The organism is Scandinavium manionii, from assembly GCF_024764775.1.
In the GTDB taxonomy this organism is placed as follows: Bacteria; Pseudomonadota; Gammaproteobacteria; order Enterobacterales; family Enterobacteriaceae; genus Scandinavium; species Scandinavium manionii.
In genome coordinates this window covers 401,700-426,956 of record NZ_JALIGC010000039.1, presented here as the reverse complement: position 1 = coordinate 426,956, position 25,257 = coordinate 401,700, and the positions used below count along the sequence as shown (strand labels likewise).

The following is a 25,257-nucleotide window of genomic DNA, read 5'->3' as shown; positions in this document are numbered from 1 at the left end:
AGAGGTTATGCTCTGAATTTTCATTGAATTCCTGCACAAAATGGTCATACAAAGCGCTATCCTTGAGTCACGAAAAAAGCGCCTCACCACACTTTCCTCATCACAAGGAGTGAGAAGATGTCTTCCACGACAACAAATGATAACAACGCTTTTCTGTCTGAACTGACCCGTCTGGTGGGTCATTCACACCTGCTGACTGACCCCGCCAAAACCGCCCGCTATCGCAAGGGCTTCCGTTCTGGCAATGGCGATGCGCTCGCCGTGGTATTCCCCGGCACGCTGCTGGAGCTGTGGCGCGTACTGAGCGCCTGCGTCCAGGCGGACAAAATTATTCTGATGCAGGCCGCCAATACCGGTCTGACCGAAGGCTCTACCCCGAGCGGCAACGATTACGACCGCCAGATTGTGATAATCAGCACGCTGCGCCTCGATAAGCTGCACCTGATCGACAACGGCCAGCAGGTGCTGGCCTACCCGGGCACCACGCTCTATTCACTGGAAAAAGCGCTGAAGCCGCTTGGCCGTGAACCGCACTCGGTGATCGGATCGTCTTGCATTGGCGCCTCGGTGATCGGCGGGATCTGCAATAACTCCGGCGGCTCGCTGGTGCAGCGCGGCCCGGCGTATACCGAAATGTCGCTGTTTGCGCGCATTACCGACGATGGCAAACTGCAGCTGGTGAACCATCTGGGCATCGATCTGGGGGAAACGCCGGAGCAGATCCTCAGTAAGCTCGATGACGATCGCCTGAAAGACAGCGACGTGCGACACGATGGCCGTCACGCCCATGATCACGATTACGTGACTCGCGTGCGTGACGTCGATGCCGATACCCCGGCGCGCTATAACGCCGACCCGGATCGCCTGTTTGAATCTTCCGGCTGCGCCGGGAAGCTCGCCGTTTTCGCCGCGCGTCTGGATACGTTCGAAGCCGAAAAGCGTCAGCAGGTGTTTTACATCGGCACCAATCAGCCGGAAGTGCTGACCGAAATCCGCCGCCATATGCTGGCCAATTTCGCCAATCTGCCGGTGGCCGGGGAGTATATGCACCGCGACATTTACGACATCGCGGAACAGTACGGCAAAGACACCTTCCTGATGATCGACAAACTCGGCACCGATAAAATGCCGCTGTTTTTCACTTTGAAGGGCCGTACCGACGCGATGCTGGAAAAAGTACCGCTGTTTAAACCGCATTTCACCGACCGCTTTATGCAGAAACTCGGCCATGCGTTCCCGGCGCATCTGCCGGATCGCATGAAAAGTTACCGTAACCAGTACGAGCATCATTTAATGCTGAAGATGGCCGGAGACGGCATCGACGAGGCGCAAACCTGGCTGACGGAATTCTTCAAAGCCGCCGACGGCGCGTTCTTCGCCTGTACGCCGGAAGAAGGCAGCAAAGCCTTCCTGCACCGCTTTGCTGCGGCGGGCGCGGCAATTCGCTATCAGGCGGTCCATGCGAATGAAGTGGAGGATATTCTGGCGCTGGATATTGCGCTTCGTCGCAACGACACCGACTGGTTCGAGCGCCTGCCGCCGGAAATCGACAGCAAGCTGACTCATAAGCTCTATTACGGTCACTTTATGTGTCACGTTTTCCATCAGGATTACATCGTGAAGAAAGGCGTGGACGCGCACGCGCTGAAGGAACAGATGCTGGCTCTGCTGCGCGAACGCGGCGCACAATATCCTGCGGAACATAACGTGGGCCATCTTTATGAAGCAGCGGATACGTTAAAACAGTTTTATCGCGAAAATGATCCAACCAACAGCATGAACCCCGGCATTGGTAAAACCAGTAAGCAGAAATATTGGGGTGAAAGCCGTACGCCCGAAGATGCTGAAAGCGTAACTGAAGCAACCCCCTCCCAGAATTAAGGGGGAGTAGTGTATTGCTGCTTAACTCCGATTACAGTAGCCGTTAAGGGCCGGAGAAACGTTTCTCTGGCCTGGTCAATTGCTAAACGCAAGGCGTAACTGTTGCAGCCAGTTTGGGTGCGGACAGCGCGGAAAAACCGGAGCGTACACGAAGTACGTGAGGATTTCGAGCACTGCCCAAGCCCAAAATGGCAAATAAAGTAGCCTGATACCGAGGCTCGAGGAGTGATTACTATGTCAGCGGTCGATGTCTTATACGGTGCAGAAGTTGAAATTCGCGAAGCCAGGCCTGACGATGCGCATGCAATTGCTGCCCTGTACGCCTGGCATGTGTTAAACGGTCGCGCCTCTTTTGAGGAAGTTCCCCCGTCTGTCGATGAGATGCGCGAGCGGATGAACGTCGTCGCCGGACAGGATCTTCCCTGGCTGGTGGCGCTCTATCGCGGCATTATCGTCGGCTACTGCTACGTCAGCCCGTACCGCCCTCGCCCGGCCTATCGTTACACCCTCGAAGAATCCATCTACGTTGATGCCAGCATGACCGGGCGCGGCGTCGGCAGTTCATTGCTTAGCCGATTGATCGACGTGTGCGAAAAAGGCCCATGGCGACAGATGGTGGCGGTGATCGGCGATGGCAACAATAATGCCGGCTCGCTGCGGTTGCATAAAAAGCACGGGTTTGAAGTGGCCGGGCAGCTGCGCAGCGTCGGCTATAAGATGGGTGACTGGCGAGATACGTTGATTGTGCAGCGTCCGCTTAACGATGGTGACTGGACGCTGCCGGAGTAGTTTTATTGCCCGGCGGCGCTAGCGCTTTCCGGGCAACGCCTGTCAATCAGCCTGTGCTATCTGCTGCGACGAATTCTGAATGGCACTCGCCATCTGCGCTTCTTTCTGCTTTTTGTAGGCCAGGGCCGCAGGCGGTACCGGCATCACTTTCCCGGTTTCTACCCAGGTACGCAGACGGCTGGCATCCGCAAAGTGCGTATATTTGCCGAATGCATCCATCACTACCATCGCCACCGGACGATTGTTCATCACCGTACGCATCACCAGACAATGGCCCGCCGCGTTGGTAAACCCGGTTTTGGTCAGCTGGATGTTCCAGTTTTCGCGATAAACCAGATGGTTGGTATTGCGGAACGGCAGGGTGTAATTCGGGTTGCTGAAGGTTGCCATGTCTTCTTTGGTGGTGCTCAACTGGCCCATCAGCGGATACTGTTTGGTGGCAATCAGCAATTTAGACAGGTCGCGCGCGGTCGACACGTTGTGAATCGACAGACCCGTTGGCTCCACATAGTGCGTGTGGCTCATGCCCAGGGATTTCGCCTTGGCGTTCATGGCGCGAATAAACGCGTCGTAACCGCCAGGGTAATGATGTGCGAGACTTGCCGCCGCGCGGTTCTCGGAAGACATCAGCGCCAGCAGCATCATGTTTTTGCGGCTGATATGGCTGTTCAGGCGTACGCGTGAGTAAATCCCTTTCATCTCCGGCGTATGGCTGATGTCCACGCTGAGCATTTCATCGAGCGGTAAATGGGCATCCAGCACCACCATTACCGTCATCAGCTTGGTAATCGACGCAATAGGTCGCACCAGGTCTGGCTCGCTGGCGTAAATCACTTTATTGGTGTTTAAATCGACAATCATCGCGCTACCGGAAGCAATGTCCGGCTGCGACGCAACGGCTGCCACGGCAGTTTTAGCACTCGCCTGAGGCGCGAAAGGTACTGCCAGCATCAGCGCGAGGCTGAGCAGAGAAACTCGAAATTTAGGCATCGTGAGGTGTCTGGTAATTATTTACGCAAGTTATGATATCGGGAGGCATTTGTATGCACTTCACAAACGCAAGCCGGGGCATCATACCGCGCCAGAGCTTTCTCGTGCCACAAGTTAATCGTGAATAAATGCTGCATGGCGAGTGATGAAATCATCAACACCCGCTATGCGTTAAGGTCAGAATAGACGATAGCCATAACCCCACAGGATGACGGTCGCCGCCAGCAGCACTTCGAGGACCAGAACACCAATCGCCAGGGTCGAACTGGCAAAGCTCATCCCCTCTTCGCGGTTAATGCCGAGGAACGTCGGAATGCCGATGTACAGCAGATAGCCGGTGTAACACAGTGCAACGGTTCCCACCAACGCACACAGCCAGACCAGCGGATAAAGCGCCACGATGCCGCTGAGGAATATCGGCGTCGCCACATATCCGGCAAACACCATACAGCGCTTGAGCGATGGCCGTTGCGGGTAGTTACGCGCCATCCACCAGATGACCCGTCCCATTACCGCGACCCCGGCCAGCATCAGGCCATAAAACAGCACCGCCAGCGCGAATCCCGTGAACAACGAGAGTTTTACGGTGGTGCCATCGCCGAAGTTCCAGCCAATTTGCGTGGTGCCGATAAACGCGCAGATGACCGGTACCGCCGCCATCGCCAGCACATGGTGAGTGTAATGATGCGAGACAGTTTCGTTCTCGCTCTGAATGACATGCATTTCACGGTCAGGATGGGAGAAAAGTCCCCAGACATGATTCATAAAGCCCTCCTTCTCTCGGCTTCACACCGCATGAGTTAAGTATAATGCAGACTGGCGATTATATTTTGTACAACCCAAAAAGAGCGCCACGGCAGAGCGTCCGTTGCCTGGTGATTGTCATTCAGGGGTGTATGCTTAAAGGAATTCGGCGTTTAGGGAGACAATAAAACCCGTATGGATATCAATTCTCTGATTAGCCACTATGGCTATGCCGCATTGGTTGTTGGAGCGTTAGCCGAAGGGGAAACCGTCACGCTGCTCGGCGGCGTTGCGGCACACCAGGGTCTGCTGCGCTTCTGGCTGGTGGTGGCGTCGGTAGCGCTCGGCGGGATGATAGGCGATCAGGTGCTGTACCTTCTCGGACGCCATTTCGGTGGCCGCCTGCTTAAGCGCTTTTCCCGCCATCAAAAGAAAATCCAGAAGGCACAGCGGCTGATTCAGAACCGTCCGTGGCTGTTCGTTATCGGCAGCCGTTTTATGTATGGCTTTCGGGTGATTGGCCCGGTGTTAATTGGTGCCAGCCGTCTGCCACCGAAAATCTTCCTGCCGCTCAATATCTTTGGCGCAGTACTGTGGGCGATGCTGTTCACCACGTTGGGGTATCTCGGCGGGGAAGTGATCGGCCCGTGGTTACATCATCTGGATCAGCATATTAAGCACTGGGCATGGCTGATTATCGTGGTGTTCGCGGTCATTGCGGTGCGCCTGTGGTTTTCCTACCGCGACCGCAAAGATGCGCAATCAGGCGACAAAGAATAAGGCACAGTTCTCCTTAGCCCTGTTTTTGCGTCAGGTACTGTGGATTCACCAGCATAAATCCACCGTCGACAATCATCGATTGCCCGGTCACATACGACGCATCGTCTGAGCACAGCCACACCACCAGCCCGGCGATCTCCTCGGTTTTCCCCGGCCTTGCCATCGGTACATTGGGCAGTGACCCGGGCTGCACATCATCATCCTTCAAATTATTCATCGCCGTAGCGATGGCCCCTGGCGCAACGGCGTTGACCAGAATATTGTGATCCACCAACTCGAGCGCCAGCGATTTAGTCAGCCCGCCGAGGGCGTGTTTGGCGGCGGTGTAGGCGCTCGCCTGCGGCAACGGCGTGTGCTCGTGCACGGAAGTGATATTAATGATCCGCCCACCTTCACCCTGCTGAATCATGTGTCGGGCCGCAATCTGCGAACACAGCAACGCGCCTTCAACATCCACGCAGAAGGTTTCCCGCCAGTCGTCCAGCGTCACGTCCAATACGGAAGATTTGGTCATTCGTCCAGCATTGTTGACCAGCACGTCTATGCGGCCCAGCCGTTGAATGAGGGTTTCCAGCGCCTGCGCGCCCTGAGGAAGATGGCTTAAATCGAGTTGAATGGCCTGAGCCTGGCAGCCCAGAGAGTTAAGCTCTTGCACGGTTTGACGGGCGCCCTGTTCATCAGAGTGCCACGTCACGCCAAGCGTGAAACCTTTGCGCGCCAGTTGCAGCGCGCACTGTTTACCAATCCCGGAATCCGATGCGGTGACGACCGCAACTTTTGTTGTCATGAGAACCTCCTGGCGTTAACCCAGGAGGTAAGTATAGGAAAGTCACACTGCGGGGGATTATTTTCCGGTGTAGTGGTAGCCACCGCCGAGCGCGGAGGTCAGCTGAATGCTGGCGTCAACCCACTGGCCCTGAAGGCGCAGCGAACCGATTTGCTCCTGCAAGGAAGGCAATTTCGCCATGCTGACCTGAGAGCCAGACAGGATCCCGGCCGACAGTCGCGCCTGCGCCTGCTGCACTACGCGGTCAGAGTCTTTCAACACCTGCTGTTGCTGCTGATTTTTCTCCATCAGCGTTTCCAGTTGGCTGGCGGTTTTCGCGACCTGATTGACCGCATCCACCACCGCTTTGTTGTAGTTGGCAACCGACAAATCACGCTGCGCATCGGCAATATCCAGGTTCGCATTCAGGCGACCGCTGTCGAAAATGGGCAGCGTCAGACCGGCGGTGATACCCATCTGGTTCGCAGAATGTTTGAACAGGTCGCTCAGGTGCAACGCATCCTGTTGCAGGAAGCCCATCAGGTTGATGTCCGGATAGAACGCTGCTTTCGCCGCATCCACTTCGCTCATGGATGACTGGATATACCAGTTCGCTTCCTGGAGGTCAGGACGACGCGCCAGCAGGTCGTAGCCCAACGACGCAGGCATCTGAGTTTTCACCGCCGGAAGGGCGACCTGATGCAGCGACAGCGCGCTGCTCTGGCTGTTAGTCAGCGCCATCAAACGGGCTTCGATTTCCTTCATGTTACCGGCAACTTCGGTCAGTTGCTGATCGGTTTTGCTGACGCTGATGTCGTTCTCTGCCCCTTCCACGGAGGAGGTAATGCCCCGGGAATAGAGCGCTTTATCAACGGAGATAATGCTGTTCTGTTCCTGCTTAACCTGTTCGAGCACCTGTTTGATGCCTGCTTCGGTCTGCCACTGCCAGTAGAGACGCGCCACGCTGCTGGCGAGCACCTGGCGAGTTTGCGCCAGCTCTGCGGAGCGGGCTTTGACCATCCCGATACGTGACTGCACCAATGCGCGATTTTTGCCCCACAGGTCGAGATCCCAGCCAGCGGTCAGGCCCAGCGTACCGTTGGTGTACCACGGGCCACCGCCTTCGTGGGTCGCAAACGGCCCCATCAGACCTTCAGCAGACATTTGCTGACGCTCAACGTCAGCGCCGAAATCCACTTCCGGGCCGAGCTGTGATTGCGCCATCTGCGCCTGTGCTTCTGCCAGTTTGATGCGCTGCTGCGCCACCTGCATATCAGGCGCATTGCTTAATGCGCTGTTGATCAAATTGTTGAGCTGAGGATCGTGATAATCCTCCCACCAGGTACTCTGCGGCCAGCCATTTTGCAGGGCGACCGGAAGGGTATTATCAACATGAGAAGCAGGTAATTGCTGTTTAACAGGAGCACCCGTGTCGTGAGACGGTGCGCAACCGGATAACACAGCTGCCAGCGGCAAACTGAGCATTGCTGCAACAAGAGCAGTACGTTTCATATCGTTATTCTGTTTTCGGAAAGGACGCGCATTTTATTATAAAAATGCAGATTGGTGTTTAGGAAAGCGTGTCAACCTCTAAAAAGCAATAGCCAGACATATCCGGACATTGATCTCCACACTGCCTCCAGAATCTTAGCCCATAAAAAACCGTCTGAATTGACAACGCCTGACGAGAGAAGGTCTTATACTCGCCCGGTCGCACGGTGAATCATCTCAGGGAGGGTCTATGACTCAGAACATTTACGACAACCCGCAGTTTTTTGCGGGTTATGCCACCCTCGACCGTTCGGTCAAAGGGCTGGATGGCGCACCCGAATGGCCCGCGCTGCAGGCTCTGCTGCCGACCCTGCAGGGCAAACAAATTATCGATTTAGGCTGCGGCTACGGCTGGTTCTGCCGCTGGGCGCAGGAGCACGGCGCGGCCCACGTGCTGGGCGTGGACGTGTCAGAAATGATGCTCAATCGCGCCCGGGAAATGACCACTGCGCCGCAGATTGACTATCAGCACGCCGACCTCGAGACGCTGTCGCTGCCCGCAGCGAGCCTCGATGTAGCCTACAGTTCGCTGGCCCTGCACTATTTGCAGGACATCGACGGACTGTTCGCCACGCTGTTTCAGGCGCTGAAACCGGGCGGACAGCTGGTGTTTTCCGCCGAACACCCGATCTACACGGCGGCGCTACAGCCGGTCTGGTGCGTAGATAACGACGGACAGAAATCCTGGCCGGTAAATCATTATCAGCTGGAAGGCGAGCGCATCAGTAACTGGTTTGCCGACGGCGTGAAGAAGCAGCACCGCAAGCTGGCCACATGGGTAAACGCGCTGATTGCCGCGGGCTTTGTGATTGAACACGTCGATGAGTGGGGCCCGAGCGCAGAGCAGATTGCAGCGAATCCGGGGCTTGTGGAAGAGAAAGAGCGTCCGATGCTCTTTCTGTTGAGCGCGCGTAAACCGGGGTGAATTCAGGCCTGTTGCTGCGCATACTTTTCAATCGCATCGGCGATTGAGGCAGAGTCCTGTAGCCTGCGGATGGTGGTGAACAGCGTGGTGGCCTCGTCATACTCTTTTCGCAGGTAGCCGAGCCACTGTTTGATGCGCGCCACATGGTACAGCCCGGTATCACCCTGCTTTTCAAGGCGGCTGTATTTGCGCAGCAGTTCCGTCACCTCCGGCCACGGCATGCGCGGTGCGTTGAATTTCACCACCCGGCTCAGATTAGGAATGTTTAGCGCTCCGCGACCAATCATGACCGAATCACAGCCGGTGGTCGCCATGCAATCCTGCGCGCTTTGCCAGTCCCAGATTTCGCCGTTGGCGATAACCGGAATCGACAACCGGCGGCGGATATCGGCAATCGCCTGCCAGTTAATCCGTTCAGCCTTGTAGCCGTCATCTTTGGTGCGACCGTGTACAACCAGTTCCGTGGCGCCTGCCTGCTGAACGGCATCGGCAATCTCAAACTGGCGGTCGCTGCTGTCCCATCCGAGGCGTACTTTCACCGTTACCGGCAAATGGGCAGGCACGGCTTCACGCATCGCTTTAGCGCCGCGATAAATGAGATCCGGGTCTTTTAACAGCGTCGCTCCACCGCCGCTGCCGTTCACCACTTTAGATGGACAGCCACAGTTGAGATCCACGCCCCATGAGCCGAGTTCCACTGCACGAGCGGCGTTCTCAGCCAGCCATTGTGGATGCTGGCCCAGCAGCTGGACGCGGACCAGCGTGCCGGAATCGGTCCGGCTGTTATTCAGCAGTTCCGGGCACAGGCGATGGAAGGATTTTGCTGGCAGCAGCTGATCCACCACCCGCAGAAATTCGGTGATGCAAAGATCGTAGTCATTGACCTCAGTCAGCAACCCGCGAACCAGTGAATCGAGTACGCCTTCCATCGGCGCCAGCAGAACACGCATATCAGTATCCGGAGAAAAATGGAGCGCTATGGTAGCGTTGTTGCCCTGCGGTTTGAAGCCCCATTTCAACTACACTGTATGCCATAGATTTCTCGCGCTTTTTAGCGCTTTGCCCTGTGTGCCAAAAGAGAATATTTTGTATGCGCATAATTCATGATGTGATCGGTAGCACAGTTCAGGGTTTAATTGTATGATGAATGCGTTTCTTCAAGGGCGATGACCATGAGCAAAACACTGAACATCATCTGGCAATATCTGCGCGCTTTCGTACTGATTTACGCTTGCCTGTATGCGGGTATTTTTATCGCGTCGCTGCTACCCATTACCATTCCTGGCAGCATTATCGGGATGCTTATCCTCTTCGTGCTACTGGCGCTGCAAATTCTCCCGGCAAAATGGGTGAACCCTGGCTGCTACGTTCTCATCCGCTATATGGCGCTGCTGTTTGTGCCGATTGGCGTGGGCGTGATGCAGTATGTTGATGTGTTACGTGCCCAATTTGGCCCGGTGGTCGTGTCTTGTGCGGTCAGTACGCTGGTGATATTGGTGGTGGTCAGCTGGAGTTCCCATATCGTACACGGCGAACGTAAAGTCGTCGGTCAGAAAGGAGCGGAAAACAAATGATGCATTACATCTGGTGGTCTTTACCGTTAACGCTCATTGTGTATTTTTCCGCTCGCAGACTCGCCGCGCGTTTTAAAATCCCACTTCTGAATCCACTGCTGGTCGCGATGGTGGTGATTATCCCGGTTCTGCTGCTCACTGGTACGCCATATGACCACTATTTCCAGGGCAGTAAAGTACTCAACGACCTGTTGCAACCTGCTGTTGTCGCATTGGCGTTCCCGCTGTATGAACAGCTGCATCAGATACGTGCTCGCTGGAAATCCATTATTACCATCTGCTTTATTGGCAGTGTTGTGGCGATGATAACCGGGACCTCGGTCGCGTTGCTGATGGGCGCCACACCGCAAATCGCCGCGTCAGTACTACCCAAATCTGTCACCACGCCGATTGCAATGGCGGTCAGTGGTAGTATCGGCGGGATCCCCGCCATTAGCGCGGTATGCGTCATTTTTGTCGGTATTCTCGGGGCGGTATTTGGGCATACATTGTTAAATCTTATGCGTATCAACACCAAAGCAGCCCGTGGCCTGGCGATGGGTACCGCTTCACACGCCTTGGGGACCTCACGTTGTGCTGAGCTTGATTATCAGGAAGGTGCGTTCAGTTCGCTGGCGTTGGTGATTTGCGGAATAATGACCTCACTGATTGCCCCATTCCTGTTTCCGGTGATTTTAGCCGTGGTCGGTTAATGCGATACATCACACAACTTTCATTCAATTTTCATTAGTTGCATAAAAAATAAGATCCAAGTCACACATTAGCCGTTAACAGGTCCGTACACTGTCATCCCTTAACCTGTAATGAGGCAATTGCCATGCATCCACGTTTTCAATCTGCTTTCCCGCAACTCAGTGCGGAACTGCAGTCAGCCCTCGCTCCGGTGCTCGCTGATGTGCATTTCCCTGCCATGCTGAGCGCTGAGCAGGTCTCTGGCCTGATATCCGCGACGGGACTGGACGAAGACGCGCTGGCTTTCGCACTTCTGCCGCTGGCGGCGGCCTGCGCCCGGGCTGACCTTTCCCACTTCAACGTTGGCGCTATCGCCCGCGGCGTGAGCGGCACCTGGTATTTCGGCGGCAATATGGAATTTCTTGGCGCCACCATGCAGCAAACCGTTCATGCGGAACAAAGCGCCATCAGCCACGCCTGGCTGCGTGGTGAAAAAGCGCTGAAAGCCATTACTGTGAACTACACACCATGCGGTCATTGCCGTCAGTTCATGAACGAACTGAATAGCGGGCTGGAGCTGCAAATCAATCTACCAGGACGCGAACCGCACACCCTGAAAGACTATCTCCCGGACGCGTTTGGCCCGAAAGATTTGGATATCAAAACCCTGCTGATGGATGCGCAGGACCACGGTTATCCGCTGGATGGCGATGCGCTGACCCAGGCCGCGATCCAGGCTGCCAACCATTGTCATGCGCCGTACAGCAAGTCCCCGTCCGGCGTAGCGCTAGAGCTGCACGACGGTACGATTTTCTCTGGCAGCTACGCCGAGAACGCCGCATTCAACCCGACGCTGCCGCCGTTACAGGGCGCATTGAACCTGCTGAGCCTGAACGGTTACGATTATCCGGACATTCAGCGCGCAATGCTGGCCGAACGCGCCGATGCGCCGTTGATTCAGTGGGATGCTACCGTCGCGACTCTTAAAGCGCTGGGCTGTCAGAATATCGACCGCACACTACTGGCCTGATACCACAGAGCGGGCGTTTTGCCCGCTCTGTTGAAAATCCCCCCAATTAAACTACTGTTTCTTGCGATTGCCCCGCGGGTACAGTAGCCTGAGTAAATCTTCTTCCACCATTGAGCCAAGTCCATGTTAAAGCGCGCGTTATACAGCCTGTTAGTCCTGTCAGGCCTGCTGCTGTTGACCGCACTGGGTCTCGACCGCTGGATGAGCTGGAAAACCGCCCCTTACATCTACGATGAACTACAGGACCTGCCCTACCGCCAGGTCGGCGTGGTGCTGGGCACCGCCAAGTATTACCGCACCGGGGTTATCAATCAGTATTACCGCTACCGCATTCAGGGCGCGCTGAACGCCTACAACAGCGGCAAGGTGAATTACCTGCTGCTGAGCGGCGACAATGCGTTGCAGAGCTACAACGAACCACGGACGATGCGCAAAGATTTGATTGCAGCAGGTGTCGATCCAGCGGATATCGTGCTTGATTACGCAGGCTTCCGCACGCTGGACTCCATCGTCCGCACCCGCAAAGTGTTCGACACCAACGACTTCATCATCATCACCCAGCGTTTCCACTGTGAGCGCGCGCTGTTTATCGCCCTGCATATGGGGATTCAGGCGCAGTGCTATGCCGTGCCGTCGCCGAAAAATATGTGGAGCGTGCGGGTGCGCGAATTTGGCGCCCGTTTTGGCGCGTTAGCCGATCTCTATTTGTTCAAGCGCGAACCGCGTTTCCTGGGGCCGCTGGTGCCGATCCCGGCGCAGCATGAAGTGCCGGAGGATGCGCAGGGCTACCCGGCGGTGACGCCGGATCAGCTTCTGGAATTGCAGGCAGGAAAATAAATGATGACCGCCGGCGCACCGGCGGGCAGGTACAGGCAGGTCAGGCTTTAAACTCCACAACCTTGTTACGGCCGGTGTTTTTCGCTTCGTACAGCGCTTTGTCCGCTTCATCCACCAGTTTTTGGTAATCCGGGTGGCCGCGATAGTGACTGACGCCAAACGAGGCGCTCAGTTGCAGCTTATAGCCGTCAGGCATCTCGCACGGCGAATTGAAAATCTTCTCGCGAATAGACTCAACAAAATTGAGCGTCTGCTGTTTGCTGTATTCCAGATACACAATCATGAACTCTTCCCCGCCGTAGCGGAACACGTAGTCGCTGGCGCGGGTATTATCGCTCAGGATCGTCGCCAGATGACGCAATACTTCGTCGCCCGCAGAGTGGCCCCAGGTATCGTTGATTTTCTTGAAGTGATCGATATCCAGCATCACCACCGATAAATTGCGCCCATTCTCCATCACCAGCTTTACTTCATGCTTGAGAATGGTGGACATAAAGCGACGGTTGAGCAGTTTGGTTAACGCATCTTTGCCATTTTCCAGACGCGTGGCATCTTCAAACAGTGATGTGAATAAGTTATTGATGATCATCGTTTTCGCGCGAATATCGCTTAATAACGACTGAATATACTCCAGCGCGCTGCCTTCGGTATTGGCGGTTTTTTGCAGCATGCCGTCAATCTCTTCAATCAGCATCCCAATCTTAGAAATTTCCGGCTTATTGCCAAAATGCTGGCCGCATTTGTGACGAAACCACAGGCCAAACTCCGAGTCGTTCAGCAGATAAGACTGGATATTACTGGTGCGTGATACCAGCGCGTACATCAGCCCGTTTTCCCAGTTAAACAGCGCCGCCTGCTGTTTGCCTTTTTCGAGTTCAGGATTATCAATCAGGTTGGAGATGCGGTAGGACTCTTCGTTCTTCGCTTCGTTGAGCTGATAGTTTTCATAGGCATAGGTCATCAGCTCGCTGGCAATCTGAATCGAGACCGATACATATTTCTGCATCAGCACGCTGGTTTGCGGCTCTAATGCCAGCGACTGAATATAGGTCAGCATTTCCTGAGTAATGATACGCATACCTTTCAGCACCAGGCTTGCCGGAATGCCCACGCGTGAGTGGATATTGCCAATCTCATACTGATGGGCGGCAAACCCGAGCAGTTCTTCCCCTTTCAGAGTCAGCGCGTTGATAATCCACTTTTTCATTGAGTTGCGAAGACGGGACTGCACGACGTCAGAACTGATGTATGCGCTGGCATGCGGATCGGTGAGCATGATGTCGTAAAACGCATCGGCCAATGTGCCCGCTTTTTCTTCCGCGATCGCAGTTAACGTCACCAATGCGGGTTCGGGAAGAACGCCGGAAAACTCCATCCATTCTTGTACAATTTTTTCGCTATAGTTCATGAATTACTCAATGTTGATATCACGGCAGATGTGGCAGTTTTCTTGTTAACGGCAGGAAATACGGTTGCTTAAGGCGGGATATTCCCGTGCGGAAAGCCACAATCAGAAAAGGCATTTGAGGACAAATTCTGCCAAAGGTGAAATAACAACCGGAGTAATAATTTGTTTAAATTTATACAGACACTTATCCCTCTGATGATAAACGAAAAAACCCGCCGTTCTCACGGCGGGTTTTTATCGCTGCTACACGAAAGATTACTTCTTACGGGCATACTTCAGTGAATCAAGGGCCACAGCGAAGATGATGATGCCGCCCTTGATAATATATTGCCAGTACGGGTTAACGCCGATATAGGTCAAACCGTAGTTGATGACGGTAAAGATGATGACACCGGTCACTACGCCGATAACCGTGCCGACGCCGCCGCTGAATGACACCCCGCCGACCACGCAGGCGGCAATCGCATCCAGCTCATACATGAAGCCGAGGTTGTTGGTTGCCGAGCCGATACGGCCCGCTTCCAGCATCCCGCCGAAGGCGTAGAACACACCAGACAGCGCGTAAATCATCAGCAGGTTCAGGGCAACGTTAACGCCGGATACGCGTGCTGCATCCGGGTTACCGCCGATGGCGAAAATGTTTTTACCAAAGCGGGTTTTGTTCCACAGCACCCAGACAAACAGCGTCGCAATTAACGCGTAGAAGGTGATGTACGAGAGACGGAATGTCCCGAGCGCAATAAATCCTTGGGTAAACGTCGAGAAGTGCGAGTCAAAGCCCGACACCGGCGACGCGCCAACGAAGTCGTAGTACAGGGAGTTAATCCCGTACACGATGATCATCGTACCCAACGTGGTGATAAACGGCGTCACGTTCAGGTAAGCGATGATAATCCCGTTCACCAGGCCAATCACCGCGCCGATGGCGCAGACAATCAGCAGCACCACTGGAATTGGCAGCGTCGCCAAATCCGGGAACACCTTGTTAGCGTTATCGACGGACTGCAACAGCGTGGCCGCGATAACCGCCGCCAGGCCCACCTGACGACCGGCAGAAAGGTCTGTACCCTGGGTCACAATCAGCCCGGCGACGCCGAGGGCGATAATAATACGGACAGATGACTGAGTCAGAATGTTACTTAAGTTCAGCAGACTTAAGAACGTGGGGTCCTGGAAAATAATGATGGCCAGTAATACCAAAAGAACAACGTAAATGCCGCCTTCTTTCAGATAAGTGAGAAAACTTTTTTTATTTAACGCACTCATGAGGAGCCCCTGATCTTAAAGGTGCAAAGACGCAAGACGTAATATTTCGTTCTGCGTAGTCGTTTTAGTGTCAACAATGCCGGCAACCATACCATTACTCATTACCAGAATACGGTCAGTAATACCCAGCAGCTCAGGCATTTCAGAAGAGATAATAATTATCCCTTTCTCTTTTTTCGCAAGCTCCGCAATCAGCTGATAAATTTCAAACTTAGCGCCAACGTCAATTCCGCGCGTTGGTTCATCCAGCATTAAAATTTCCGGCTGCGTTAATAACCAGCGTCCAATAATGACTTTCTGCTGGTTACCACCGGAAAGCGAACCGATTTGCGTCCGGTGCCCAGGGGTTTTTACACGCATGGAGTCGATTACCCATTGGGTGTCGCTCTTCATGCGGGAGTTATCCAGCAGGCCCACTTTGCCGCGGTAATTTTTGATATTCGAAATCAGTGAGTTAAAACCGATATCCAGGTATGCGTAAATCCCTGTCGAACGACGCTCTTCCGTCACCAGCGCGAAACCGTGGTTAATGGCTTCGTTCGCGCTATGGTTATTAATTTTCTTACCGTGCAGGGTTATTGTGCCACCTGACTTTTCGCGGATACCAAACAGCGTTTCCACGATGTCGGTACGCTTCGCCCCCACCAGACCCGCGATACCGAGGATTTCCCCTTTACGCAGATCAAAGGAAACGTCACGAATTGACGGCTGGCGTAGCGAGGTGAGGTTACGTACCTCAAGGATCGTTTCACCCGGCGTGTTGTATTTATCCGGGAAGCGCTGGTTCAGTGAACGGCCCACCATCATCGAGATGATCTTGTCCATATCCAGCCCTTCCAGCGGCTGAGTGGTAATCCACTGTCCGTCACGCAGGATGGTGATTTCATCGCATAGCTGGAAAATTTCTTCCATTTTATGCGAGATGTAAACAATACCGCAGCCACGCTCTTTCAGTTTACGGATAATCTTAAACAGATGATTGACTTCTTTTTCCGTTAAGGAAGACGTCGGCTCATCCATAATGACAATTTTGGCGTCATACGAAAACGCTTTAGCAATTTCGATCATCTGCATTTGCGATACGGATAATGTTCCCACGCGAGCGTTAGGATCAATATCAATATCCAGCTCATCGAATATCGCTTTGGTATCACGGTACATTTTGTCCTGGTCGACAAATACACCCTTGGTCGGATAGCGTCCCAACCACATATTATCCGTCACCGAGCGCTGGAGAACCAGATTCAATTCCTGGTGCACCATCGAAACACCGTTTTCAAGTGCTTCTTTCGCGGAATGGAAGTCAATCTCTTTTCCCTGAAAAATAATACTACCGGAATCTTTTTGGTAGATCCCAAACAAACATTTTAATAATGTCGATTTGCCAGCACCGTTCTCTCCCATTAATGCATGAATGGAATGAGGGCGGACTTTTAAATTAACATTATCGAGCGCTTTGACGCCAGGAAATGACTTGTTGATATTGCTCATTTCCAACAAGATTTCACCTGACGATTCTGTTTTATTGCTGACCATAGTTAACCCTGGCTGCGCTAATATTTTCCCGTGCTGACTATCCAGCACGGGAGATATACACTGAAATAAAATTACTTACCGATGAACTGAGCCAGGTTGTCTTTATCGACGCCAACGTAAGGAACGCGAACCACTTTGTTCTCGATTTTCCAGTTGGTACCCGCAGCGGCTTCTTTGCCATCAGCCAGGTTTTTCGCCAGATCGAAGGTTGCTTTCGCCTGGTTGTTTGCATCGTTCAGCACAGTACCGGCCATTGCACCGGATTTCACCAGCGCCAGGGCTTCTGGCAGCGCATCCACACCAAACACAGGAATGCTGGATTTGTTGTGTGCTTTCAGAGCTTCAACTGCGCCCATTGCCATCGCATCGTTGTTGGCGATAACCACTTCGATTTTGTTAGCGTTAGGGCCGGACAGCCATGCGTCCATTTTGTCTTTCGCCTGAGCGGTATCCCACATTGCGGTATCCAACTGCAGCTGCTGGGTTTTCAGGCCCTTCGCGTTCAGCTCTTTGATAACGTAGGTGGTACGCGCTTCAGCATCCGGGTGACCCGGTTCGCCTTTCAGCAGCACGAACTGAACCTGACCATCTTTATTCAGGTCCCAATTTGGGTTAGCCGCCCAGTGTTTAGCAATCAGATCGCCCTGGATCACACCAGACTCTTTAGAGTCAGTACCGACGTAGAAGGCTTTGTCATAGCTGTCCAGCGCTTTGCGGGACGGCTCTTTATTGAAGAACACCACCGGCACGTTCTGACCACGTGCTTTTTCGATTACGGTGCCTGCCGCAGCCGGGTCAACGAGGTTGATGGCCAGCGCTTTCACGCCTTTCGCCAGCAGTACGTCGATCTGGTCGTTCTGTTTTGACTGGTCGTTTTGCGAGTCGTTCATCAGCAGCTGAACGTCTGGCGCTGCTTTGCCGTCTTTCTCAATTGCTTTGCGCACCACAGACATGAAGTTATCGTCATATTTGTAGATGGTTACGCCGATACGGGTATCAGCTGCATGAGCAGCGGCACCGAACAACATGCAAGACATCACAGCGGACAGGGTTAACACCTTCTTATTCATGGTATCTCCGGTTATTTTTATGCAGGGTAGCTTATGTCGGCAGGCACAACGTTAATGAATTGTTACTGACCGCCGAAGTAAAATTAATCCAAAAATCCTCTTCCGTGTTCGGTAACGCTCCAACGTGCGTTTAATTGATTGCTTATCGCTTTATTGCACTACTAAAAGTGATTAATCACCGTTACATAGTGTTTCAGCCTTACAAACGCTGACATCATAGACAGGCAAATGTTAAGATACTGTGAATTTACTCACAAATTGAAAGCGGTTACATCACGGCACTTTATAAGTTAGTGATCGACCCCACAGATTGCTTCAATGCCACCGAATGACGACGCACTAAGGTCGGCATAAAACAGTGAGTTGCCAAAGGATCCAGCTTCCCCGCCGCGCCCATTAATGCCAGTTCCGTCGCCAGTTTTGCCATCGACACAATCGGGTATCGCACCGTCGTCAGCTGCGGATCGGTGTAACGGGCAATCGGAATATCGTCAAAACCAATGAGCGACAGATGCTGCGGCACCGCAATACCGTTATCCTTCAGCGTCGTCAGCGCCCCGGCCGCCATGTTGTCGTTGTAGGCAAACACCGCCGTCAGGCCCTGATTGCGTCCCAACAGCTCGACCATCGCCGCTTCGCCACCCTGCAAATCCGGTGAGCCGGTGCCAATCCAGGATTCCGGCGCAACAATGCCCTGCTCGCTCATCGCGCGCAGCCAGCCTTCCTGACGCATTTGGTTATCTTCAATACCATGACTGGAGGCCAGATAACCCACGCGGGTATGCCCTTGATTAAGCAGCATCCTGGTCGCCATCATTGCGCCGCTGACGTTATCCAGCCCAACGCAGCGATGTTCATAGCCAGGCACAATGCGGTTAATCATCACCATGCCGGGGATGTGCTCGAGGAACTCGCTGATTTCTGCGTCGCTCAATGCTTTAGAATGCACAATTAACGCATTGCAGCGCTGGCGGATCAGCACCTCAATGGCGTTACGTTCCTTTTCCGCTTCGTGATAGCTGTTGCCGATCAGCACGTTTTTCTGAAACTGCTGAGCAACGGTATCGACGGCCTTTACCAGTGCCCCGAAAAACGCATCCGACACGTCCATCACCACCACGCCGATGGTGTCGCTGACCTGGGTCGCTAACGCCTGCGCGTTGGCGTTGGGCCGATACCCCAGCGCCGAGACGGCTTTCATTACGATTTCCCGGGTTTCAGGACTGACAAGCGGGCTGTTATTCAGCACGCGGGAAATGGTCGCGACGGAAACACCCGCATGGCGGGCCACATCACGAATGGTGATCATAACCACCGTCCTGTTGAAATTGGCAGCAACTCACAGTCACCCCCTGTGTTGAGCAAGGTGGCTATTCTGGCAGCGAGTGGGCGAGGACTACGTGAAGAAGGTCACACTGATGGAAACGGTTACATCCGTTTTGTTAATGATTGTGATCCAGATCGTTATCTGGATGTTTTAGAAATGGATACCCCTGCGGCACGTGCGGTCAACTGCCGCCACAGCCATTCCACCGGCCCCTGACGGCAATAGCGCAGCCAGATAACGGAGAACAGGATATTCACCAGCCAAATGGCTGGCACAAAGGCGAGCAGCGTCAATCGGTCAAATTTCATAAACAAATCAAACCGGTAGAACAGCGTGGTGCAGATGAGGGTTTGCAGCAGGTAGTTGGAAAGCGCCATACGCCCGACGCAGGCTATCGCTCCTACCAGGCGTGAAAAACAAATTTGTGGCCAGAAGCCGTACGCTAACGCGGCGTATCCGATAGTTTGAAACGGCGCACTCAGCTCGCGCGGAGCCTGTAACAAGAACGCACACCAGCGATAAGACCAGTCAAAATGCCATTGCGCGATCGTCGCAGGCAGGTTTATCAGCACGCCAAGGGTTATCAACAGCATGCCCACGCGACGGTAATGTGACAGGCTGAACTGGCCTTTCAGCCAGCCGCAGCGCATTAGCGAGGCCCCCATCAGCATCATACCCGCCAGTTGCCAGCCGTACTGTGCACCAAGCGCCAGCAGATTGTCGGACAGCATATCCGTACGATTGCTGATAGCCTCCATTCCGCCTTTCAGCTTCCAGTACTGCTCATATTGCAGGTTGGCCGGGTCCGGGACCCAGGAACGGTTTGGCGTATCGCCGGAGATAAGCCCTAAAAACACCAGGACCGCAATGCCAATCAGGTACAGCACCACGCCGGTGTTAAACATCGATTTAGCGCTTTGCGCTTCACGCACCATCCGCCAGCAGACCAGGCCTACTAGTGCATACGCCAGCAGAATATCGCCGTCCCAGAGCAGCAGCCCATGTGCAAAACCGAGTATTGCTAACAGAGAAAGCCGCGCCTGGATCCAGCGTTTGCCGCGAGGAAGCAGCAACTGCAGGCCAGCGCCAAACAGGAGAGCAAACAGCGTCAGGAATTTAACCTGTGCAAACAGGTCGAGAGCGGCCCACGTCCACGCATCGCGTTGAGTGATATCGCCGTACCAGGCAGGATTGAGATACGCCGCCTTTGGCAAGCCAAAGGCAACGATATTAAGCAGCAGGATCCCGAGAATAGCGACGCCGCGAACAAAATCCAGCGTGACGTTTCGCTCCATTAAGTACCTGCTTTAAGAATTAGTTGTGGTGACGAACGGCGCGCAGAAACTCCTGGCGGGTGTTCTGGCTCGACTTAAACAGTCCACCGAGCGAAGTGGTCGTTGTGGCGCTGGTCGCATCACGAATGCCACGCGCTTTCACGCAGTAATGCACAGCATCAATGGAAACCGCCACGTTATTGGTGCCGAGCAGAGTCTGCAACGCGGTCAGGATTTGCTGCGTCAGACGCTCCTGCACCTGCGGACGCTGGGCAAAGAACTGCACAATGCGGTTAATCTTCGACAGGCCAATCACCGACTCTTTCGGAATGTAGGCCACGGTCGCTTTGCCGTCGATGGTGACAAAGTGATGCTCACAGGTGCTGGTCAAGGTGATATCACGTACGGTCACCATTTCATCGACCTTCATTTTATTCTCAATGACGGTGATTTTCGGGAAGTTGGCGTAATCGAGGCCAGAGAAGATTTCATCGACGTACATCTTGGCGATGCGGTGCGGCGTCTCCGTCAGGCTGTCATCACTGAGATCGAGATTCAGCAGCTGCATAATTTCAGTCATATGACCGGCAATCAGACGCTTGCGTGATTCATTATCCAGTTCAACCGGGGGACGTAGCGGCGTTTCCAGACCACGCGCTAACAGCGCCTCATGAACCAGCGCGGCTTCTTTACTCAATGATGGCATTCTTGTTCTCCTGCAGGTGTGGCGACCTTTGCACTCTGAGGGCAAAGTGAGCACTCATTGTGCGTGAGGCCGCGCACAGAATCCAGTATTCACGGCGATAATTATTGAAATTGGCTTAACCTTTCTTGCGGCGAACGCCAGACCAGCATTCCGCCTATCAACAGCGCGATAGCCGCCACGCCCAGGGCCGGTTCAAGGCGTTGGGTAAGCCAGGTGGAAAGCGCGGAAGTCATCGGCCCGACAAGCTGACCAATGGCATAACCGGTGGTCAGTAAACCCGCCATGTAACGGGTATGCTGCGGTGCGAGTTCCCGTCCGTAGAGTAGTGAAAGCTGCACCGCGCACAGGAAGCCGCCGCCCACCAGCAACGCGCCGATCACCAGACCGCTCATTCCCGGAACCAACCAGGCGGCCAGCACGCCGACGCCCTGTAACCACAACACAATCGCTAGTCGCTGATAGCTGTGGCCAACATCGCGCAGCAAAATACTCAATCCAATCCCAACCACCGCCGCCGCGCCAAATACCGGCCACAGAAACTGGGCAAACAGGCTACCGGGAAAACGCGTGGCGGCCATTTGCGATAAAAAGGTGGCGGGCAGAATATAACCAAAGCCCGCCAGGCTGTAGCTCCAGACCAGCCGTTTCAGGCTTGCCGTCAAATGCAAAGGTTCAGGCTGGCCGCCCGGACGATGAAAATCGCCAGGACGCGGTAACCAACGAGAAATAAAGGCAATCAACACCAGCGCCAGCAGACCGTAAAGCAACCAGCCCGCGGCGGCGCTGAGCTGCTGTGCATGGATATAGACTGCCAACAGGCCACTCACCGCAATCCCCGCCCCCGGCCCGGCAAACACCGCGGCGCTCAGGCCGGGACGTCCGGCCTGTGCCAGACGCTCATTGGTCCAGGCTGCGGTCAACACCATCGCCCAGCCGCTCATTGCGCCAATCACCAGTCGCAGAACGGCGTGCAACCAGGCGTTATCGGCCCAGGCAGAGAGAAACGTCAGCCCCACCGCGCCGAGGATCCCAGCGTACAATCGCCCTTCCACGCCGCGATGGGCACGCATTGCATCCCATGCCCCCAGTAAATATCCCAGATAATTCATCGCGGCGACCAGCCCGGCGCTGGTCAGCGTAAGCTGTCCGTCAGCAATCATCAGCGGCACCTGAGGCGTAAAGGCAAAACGCCCAATCCCCATGGCGACCACCAGCATGACAAACCCACTCAGCGCGGTACGTAGCGCCATGTTAGTCTCGCATGTTAATGTAAAGTTATGTTTATGATGCAGCATGTAACTGCAATGCGGAAGCGAAAGTTATTCATCACTGCGCATGATCTGTATGATGAAACAGAACATTTTCAATCACTCACCCGGGGGCCTTGCATGGAATTGCTCGAAGAGCACCGTTGTTTTGAGGGCTGGCAGCAACGCTGGCGGCACGACTCCAGCACGCTGAACTGCGCCATGACGTTCAGTATTTTTCTGCCACCGCCGCGCGATAATACGCCGCCGCCAGTGCTGTACTGGCTGTCAGGCCTGACCTGCAACGACGAGAATTTCGCGACAAAAGCAGGGGCCCAGCGCGTCGCAGCCGAACTCGGTATCGTTCTGGTCATGCCAGACACCAGCCCACGCGGCGAAAACGTAGCGGACAACGAAGGCTACGATCTCGGCAAAGGCGCCGGGTTCTACCTCAACGCGACGCAGGCCCCGTGGGCCGCGCATTACCGGATGTACGATTATCTGCGCGACGAACTCCCCGCGCTGGTTCAGGCACAGTTTAACGTCGCCGAGCGCAGCGCGATTTCCGGCCATTCGATGGGTGGCCACGGCGCGTTGATTCTGGCGTTGAAAAACCCGGGCAAATACACCAGCGTTTCCGCCTTTGCACCAATCGTTAACCCGACCCGCGTGCCGTGGGGCCAGAAGGCGTTTAGTGCTTATCTCGGTGAAGACAAATCCAGCTGGCAAGCGTGGGACAGCTGTGCGCTGATGTTAGCGAGTGACGCGGCCAGCGCCATTCCGACGTTAATCGATCAGGGTGATACCGATCAGTTCCTGGCGGATCAACTGCAACCTGCGGTGCTGGCCGAAGCCGCCCGCCAGACCCAGTGGCCGTTAACGCTGCGCATTCAGTCCGGGTTCGATCACAGCTATTGGTTTATTGCGTCTTTTATTGAGGACCATCTGCGCTTCCATGCCCGGCATTTGCTGTCGTCATCACCAGCGTAATGTCTTTTCCAGCGCCGTACTGAAATTCAGTTCGTCAGCCTGCGGCGCTAATGATTTCTTTTTCAGCTCAGCCACTGGCTGTCGGACATGTAGCCGCCCGATCCGCTCGCCCCCTTCATGAGAATCGTGAAAATGACGCATCTCTGATTCAAATAATATCGCATCAAGGTTATGTAATTTATCCAGCGCCCGAAGCACAGAAATAAGCGTGTCAAGATTCAGGCCGCCTCCCTTTTCAATCCGTTTGATCGTCGCAATGCCTACCTGCGCCCGTTCAGCCAGCTGTTGCTGGGTCAGCGCTAATGATATCCGCGTCTCTTTAATGCGGGCGCACAACGATAAAATAATCTCATCGTTATTCATGGTATTAAATTTCACTGGATGCTCCCCTTCTTCTTGGCTGCACTTTGCCAAGGCCGCCATGATAAGTTTCACGGTATTTCGCGCTCATGTCCTTCCCGGTTTCGTACATCGCGGCAATGATCTCATCCAGTGAAACACAAGGCTCGCTTACGCGACTCATCGCCATGGTTGCTGCGTTGATGGCTTTCACTGCTGATATCGCGTTACGCTCTATACACGGTATTTGTACCTGACCGCCAACCGGGTCGCAGGTCAGCCCCAAGTGGTGCTCCATGGCGATTTCCGCCGCACTCAACACCTGTCCGACCGACGCCCCCATCAATTCCGCTAACCCTGCTGCGGCCATTGAACAGGCCACGCCAATCTCTCCCTGGCATCCTACCTCCGACCCTAAAATGGACGCATTACGTTTAAAGAGCATCGCCACAGCAGCTGCGGTCAGAAAAAAACGGCTGACGGATGACGGATTCAGTTCGCCGATAAATTTTTCATACCAGCACAATACCGCCGGAATAATTCCGCTGGCGCCGTTGGTCGGGGCCGTCACCACCACGCCACCCGCCGCATTCTCTTCGCTGACGGCAATGGCAAAAACATTGACCCAGTTCAGCGCGGTCAAAAAATCATTCGCCTCCCCTTTCACCAGTAATAATTTGTGAAGCGCGCAAGCCCGGCGTGGGACCTGCCAGGGGCCCGGGAGCAATCCCTCAGTATTCAAACCGCGCTGAACCGCCTCCTTCATGACGGCCCATTTCCGGTTCAGATCCTCCTGCACGGATAACGCTGAACGTGTTGCAAGTTCATTCTTCATCATCAACGCCGCCACAGATAAGCCGTTTCGCTGGCATAGCAGCGACAGTTCGCAGGCATTTTGAAATTCGAAAGGTGATAAGGTGGCTAACGTAGCAGAGTGATCCTTTGCCTCCCCGGCTTTGCGTGTCTGTCCATCGCCGATGGAAAACCAGGTTTCTTCATAGAGCGTAAACCAATCATCCCTGGCGCGGAACGTCATGGCATAAGGATGGCCCGGATGGGCCTGATGATTAGCAATGATGGTCACGGCCACCGTAACAGAGGGCGAAAATACCCGTATGCCTTCTGTTTCTGCGCGCTTTATTGCACTCAGTTGTCCAGCTAAATCTACGCTGTCCGGCAGATTCCCCAGCAACCCAAGATACAGAGCAATATCGACATTGTGGCAATTCCGGCTTAACGACAAGGCGCCATACAGCTCGACCTCAATTTTTCTGAGCAGTGGGAACGAATTATGCTGCTTTAATTGCGACATAAAGTTAAATGCCGCTCGCATTGGCCCCGCAGTCCGTGAACTGGATGGACCAATCACAATTTTAAATATATTGATAGCGCTTTCCATTTCTGTCTTACCCTCTTCCTGAAAGTTTTAGCCTACATTGTCATCGCTTTTATGATGTGATTAGCGTATCAAAAATGACACCTTTCGCACCGCATGAATTAGCGGTATCAAAAACAATACTTTTTAATTTTTTATACGTATTCACAACTGTGATAG

24 protein-coding genes are annotated in these 25,257 nt (G+C 54.1%); 9 read left to right on the top strand and 15 right to left on the bottom strand.

Annotation, left to right across the window (positions count from 1 at the left end):
- The first annotated feature begins 117 nt into the window (after positions 1 to 117).
- Both dld and MUU51_RS16425 read left to right on the top strand, forming a co-directional pair.
- On the top strand, positions 118 to 1,881 hold the full coding sequence (gene dld, locus MUU51_RS16430; protein WP_258968144.1) for a D-lactate dehydrogenase: 1,764 nt from the start codon (positions 118 to 120) through the stop codon (positions 1,879 to 1,881).
- A gap of 234 nt (positions 1,882 to 2,115) precedes the next feature.
- Positions 2,116 to 2,670 carry a GNAT family N-acetyltransferase gene (locus MUU51_RS16425; protein WP_159770572.1) on the top strand — a complete coding sequence of 185 codons (555 nt, stop codon included), beginning with the start codon at positions 2,116 to 2,118 and terminating at the stop codon, positions 2,668 to 2,670.
- Between the two features lie 42 nt (positions 2,671 to 2,712).
- Here the strand turns inward: MUU51_RS16425 and pbpG are convergent, their stop codons facing one another.
- Positions 2,713 to 3,660, bottom strand: coding sequence for a D-alanyl-D-alanine endopeptidase (gene pbpG, locus MUU51_RS16420; protein WP_159770569.1), 948 nt, complete (start codon positions 3,658 to 3,660; stop codon positions 2,713 to 2,715).
- 177 nt (positions 3,661 to 3,837) lie between these two features.
- The gene (locus MUU51_RS16415) at positions 3,838 to 4,425 is read right to left on the bottom strand and encodes a Yip1 family protein (RefSeq protein WP_159770566.1); all 588 of its coding nucleotides are present in this window, start codon (positions 4,423 to 4,425) and stop codon (positions 3,838 to 3,840) included.
- Between the two features lie 174 nt (positions 4,426 to 4,599).
- Between MUU51_RS16415 and MUU51_RS16410 the strand changes: the two genes are divergently transcribed.
- Positions 4,600 to 5,184: a DedA family protein gene (locus MUU51_RS16410; RefSeq protein ID WP_258968143.1), complete on the top strand. Its 585-nt coding sequence runs from the start codon at positions 4,600 to 4,602 to the stop codon at positions 5,182 to 5,184.
- A gap of 13 nt (positions 5,185 to 5,197) precedes the next feature.
- Here MUU51_RS16410 and MUU51_RS16405 read toward each other — a convergent pair whose 3' ends face one another.
- Together MUU51_RS16405 and mdtQ are read right to left on the bottom strand one after the other, a co-directional pair.
- The gene (locus MUU51_RS16405; protein ID WP_258968142.1) at positions 5,198 to 5,971 is read right to left on the bottom strand and encodes an SDR family oxidoreductase; all 774 of its coding nucleotides are present in this window, start codon (positions 5,969 to 5,971) and stop codon (positions 5,198 to 5,200) included.
- A 57-nt stretch (positions 5,972 to 6,028) separates the two neighbouring features.
- A complete protein-coding gene (gene mdtQ / locus MUU51_RS16400) occupies positions 6,029 to 7,462 on the bottom strand; it encodes a multidrug resistance outer membrane protein MdtQ (RefSeq protein ID WP_258968141.1) in 1,434 nt (477 codons plus the stop codon).
- A gap of 229 nt (positions 7,463 to 7,691) precedes the next feature.
- On the opposite strand from mdtQ, the gene MUU51_RS16395 reads away from it, so the two are divergent.
- Positions 7,692 to 8,426 carry a class I SAM-dependent methyltransferase gene (locus MUU51_RS16395; RefSeq protein WP_258968140.1) on the top strand — a complete coding sequence of 245 codons (735 nt, stop codon included), beginning with the start codon at positions 7,692 to 7,694 and terminating at the stop codon, positions 8,424 to 8,426.
- A gap of 2 nt (positions 8,427 to 8,428) precedes the next feature.
- Here the strand turns inward: MUU51_RS16395 and dusC are convergent, their stop codons facing one another.
- Positions 8,429 to 9,376 (bottom strand): tRNA dihydrouridine(16) synthase DusC, encoded by a 948-nt coding sequence (gene dusC / locus MUU51_RS16390; RefSeq protein ID WP_258968139.1) that lies wholly within the window; start codon positions 9,374 to 9,376, stop codon positions 8,429 to 8,431.
- A gap of 222 nt (positions 9,377 to 9,598) precedes the next feature.
- Here dusC and MUU51_RS16385 point away from each other — a divergent pair, with 222 nt between their 5' ends.
- The 4 genes from MUU51_RS16385 (at position 9,599) to sanA (ending at position 12,539) form a co-directional block, all read left to right on the top strand.
- Positions 9,599 to 10,000 carry a CidA/LrgA family protein gene (locus tag MUU51_RS16385; protein ID WP_159770502.1) on the top strand — a complete coding sequence of 134 codons (402 nt, stop codon included), beginning with the start codon at positions 9,599 to 9,601 and terminating at the stop codon, positions 9,998 to 10,000.
- Positions 9,997 to 10,692: a CidB/LrgB family autolysis modulator gene (locus MUU51_RS16380; protein WP_159770499.1), complete on the top strand. Its 696-nt coding sequence runs from the start codon at positions 9,997 to 9,999 to the stop codon at positions 10,690 to 10,692. Before MUU51_RS16385 ends, MUU51_RS16380 begins: the two co-directional genes overlap by 4 nt.
- 125 nt (positions 10,693 to 10,817) lie before the next feature.
- Entirely contained in the window at positions 10,818 to 11,702 is an 885-nt protein-coding gene (cdd, locus tag MUU51_RS16375) for a cytidine deaminase (protein ID WP_258968138.1), read from the top strand.
- Positions 11,703 to 11,825: 123 nt separating this feature from the next.
- On the top strand, positions 11,826 to 12,539 hold the full coding sequence (gene sanA, locus MUU51_RS16370) for an outer membrane permeability protein SanA (protein WP_159770493.1): 714 nt from the start codon (positions 11,826 to 11,828) through the stop codon (positions 12,537 to 12,539).
- Between the two features lie 40 nt (positions 12,540 to 12,579).
- On the opposite strand, the gene MUU51_RS16365 is transcribed toward sanA, so the two are convergent.
- The 8 genes from MUU51_RS16365 to MUU51_RS16330 form a co-directional block, all read right to left on the bottom strand.
- Positions 12,580 to 13,947, bottom strand: a complete 1,368-nt coding sequence (locus MUU51_RS16365; RefSeq protein ID WP_159770490.1) for a GGDEF domain-containing protein — start codon at positions 13,945 to 13,947, stop codon at positions 12,580 to 12,582.
- Positions 13,948 to 14,202: 255 nt separating this feature from the next.
- Positions 14,203 to 15,213 (bottom strand): galactose/methyl galactoside ABC transporter permease MglC, encoded by a 1,011-nt coding sequence (mglC, locus tag MUU51_RS16360; RefSeq protein WP_110509419.1) that lies wholly within the window; start codon positions 15,211 to 15,213, stop codon positions 14,203 to 14,205.
- A gap of 15 nt (positions 15,214 to 15,228) precedes the next feature.
- A complete protein-coding gene (mglA, locus tag MUU51_RS16355) occupies positions 15,229 to 16,749 on the bottom strand; it encodes a galactose/methyl galactoside ABC transporter ATP-binding protein MglA (protein ID WP_159770487.1) in 1,521 nt (506 codons plus the stop codon).
- A 71-nt stretch (positions 16,750 to 16,820) separates the two neighbouring features.
- Entirely contained in the window at positions 16,821 to 17,819 is a 999-nt protein-coding gene (mglB, locus tag MUU51_RS16350) for a galactose/glucose ABC transporter substrate-binding protein MglB (protein WP_159770484.1), read from the bottom strand.
- Between the two features lie 283 nt (positions 17,820 to 18,102).
- Positions 18,103 to 19,128 (bottom strand): HTH-type transcriptional regulator GalS, encoded by a 1,026-nt coding sequence (galS, locus tag MUU51_RS16345; protein WP_258968137.1) that lies wholly within the window; start codon positions 19,126 to 19,128, stop codon positions 18,103 to 18,105.
- 155 nt (positions 19,129 to 19,283) lie between these two features.
- Positions 19,284 to 20,441: a DUF418 domain-containing protein YeiB gene (gene yeiB / locus MUU51_RS16340; protein ID WP_258968136.1), complete on the bottom strand. Its 1,158-nt coding sequence runs from the start codon at positions 20,439 to 20,441 to the stop codon at positions 19,284 to 19,286.
- 19 nt (positions 20,442 to 20,460) lie between these two features.
- A complete protein-coding gene (gene folE / locus MUU51_RS16335; protein ID WP_159770475.1) occupies positions 20,461 to 21,126 on the bottom strand; it encodes a GTP cyclohydrolase I FolE in 666 nt (221 codons plus the stop codon).
- A gap of 101 nt (positions 21,127 to 21,227) precedes the next feature.
- Positions 21,228 to 22,376 (bottom strand): YbfB/YjiJ family MFS transporter, encoded by a 1,149-nt coding sequence (locus MUU51_RS16330; protein WP_159770472.1) that lies wholly within the window; start codon positions 22,374 to 22,376, stop codon positions 21,228 to 21,230.
- A 138-nt stretch (positions 22,377 to 22,514) separates the two neighbouring features.
- On the opposite strand from MUU51_RS16330, the gene fghA reads away from it, so the two are divergent.
- Positions 22,515 to 23,363, top strand: a complete 849-nt coding sequence (fghA, locus tag MUU51_RS16325) for an S-formylglutathione hydrolase (protein ID WP_258968135.1) — start codon at positions 22,515 to 22,517, stop codon at positions 23,361 to 23,363.
- Here the strand turns inward: fghA and MUU51_RS16320 are convergent.
- Positions 23,352 to 23,741: a helix-turn-helix domain-containing protein gene (locus MUU51_RS16320; protein WP_159770813.1), complete on the bottom strand. Its 390-nt coding sequence runs from the start codon at positions 23,739 to 23,741 to the stop codon at positions 23,352 to 23,354. The genes fghA and MUU51_RS16320 overlap by 12 nt on opposite strands.
- Positions 23,731 to 25,101, bottom strand: coding sequence for an L-serine ammonia-lyase (locus MUU51_RS16315; protein ID WP_159770466.1), 1,371 nt, complete (start codon positions 25,099 to 25,101; stop codon positions 23,731 to 23,733). Before MUU51_RS16315 ends, MUU51_RS16320 begins: the two co-directional genes overlap by 11 nt.
- Positions 25,102 to 25,257 lie beyond the last annotated feature (156 nt).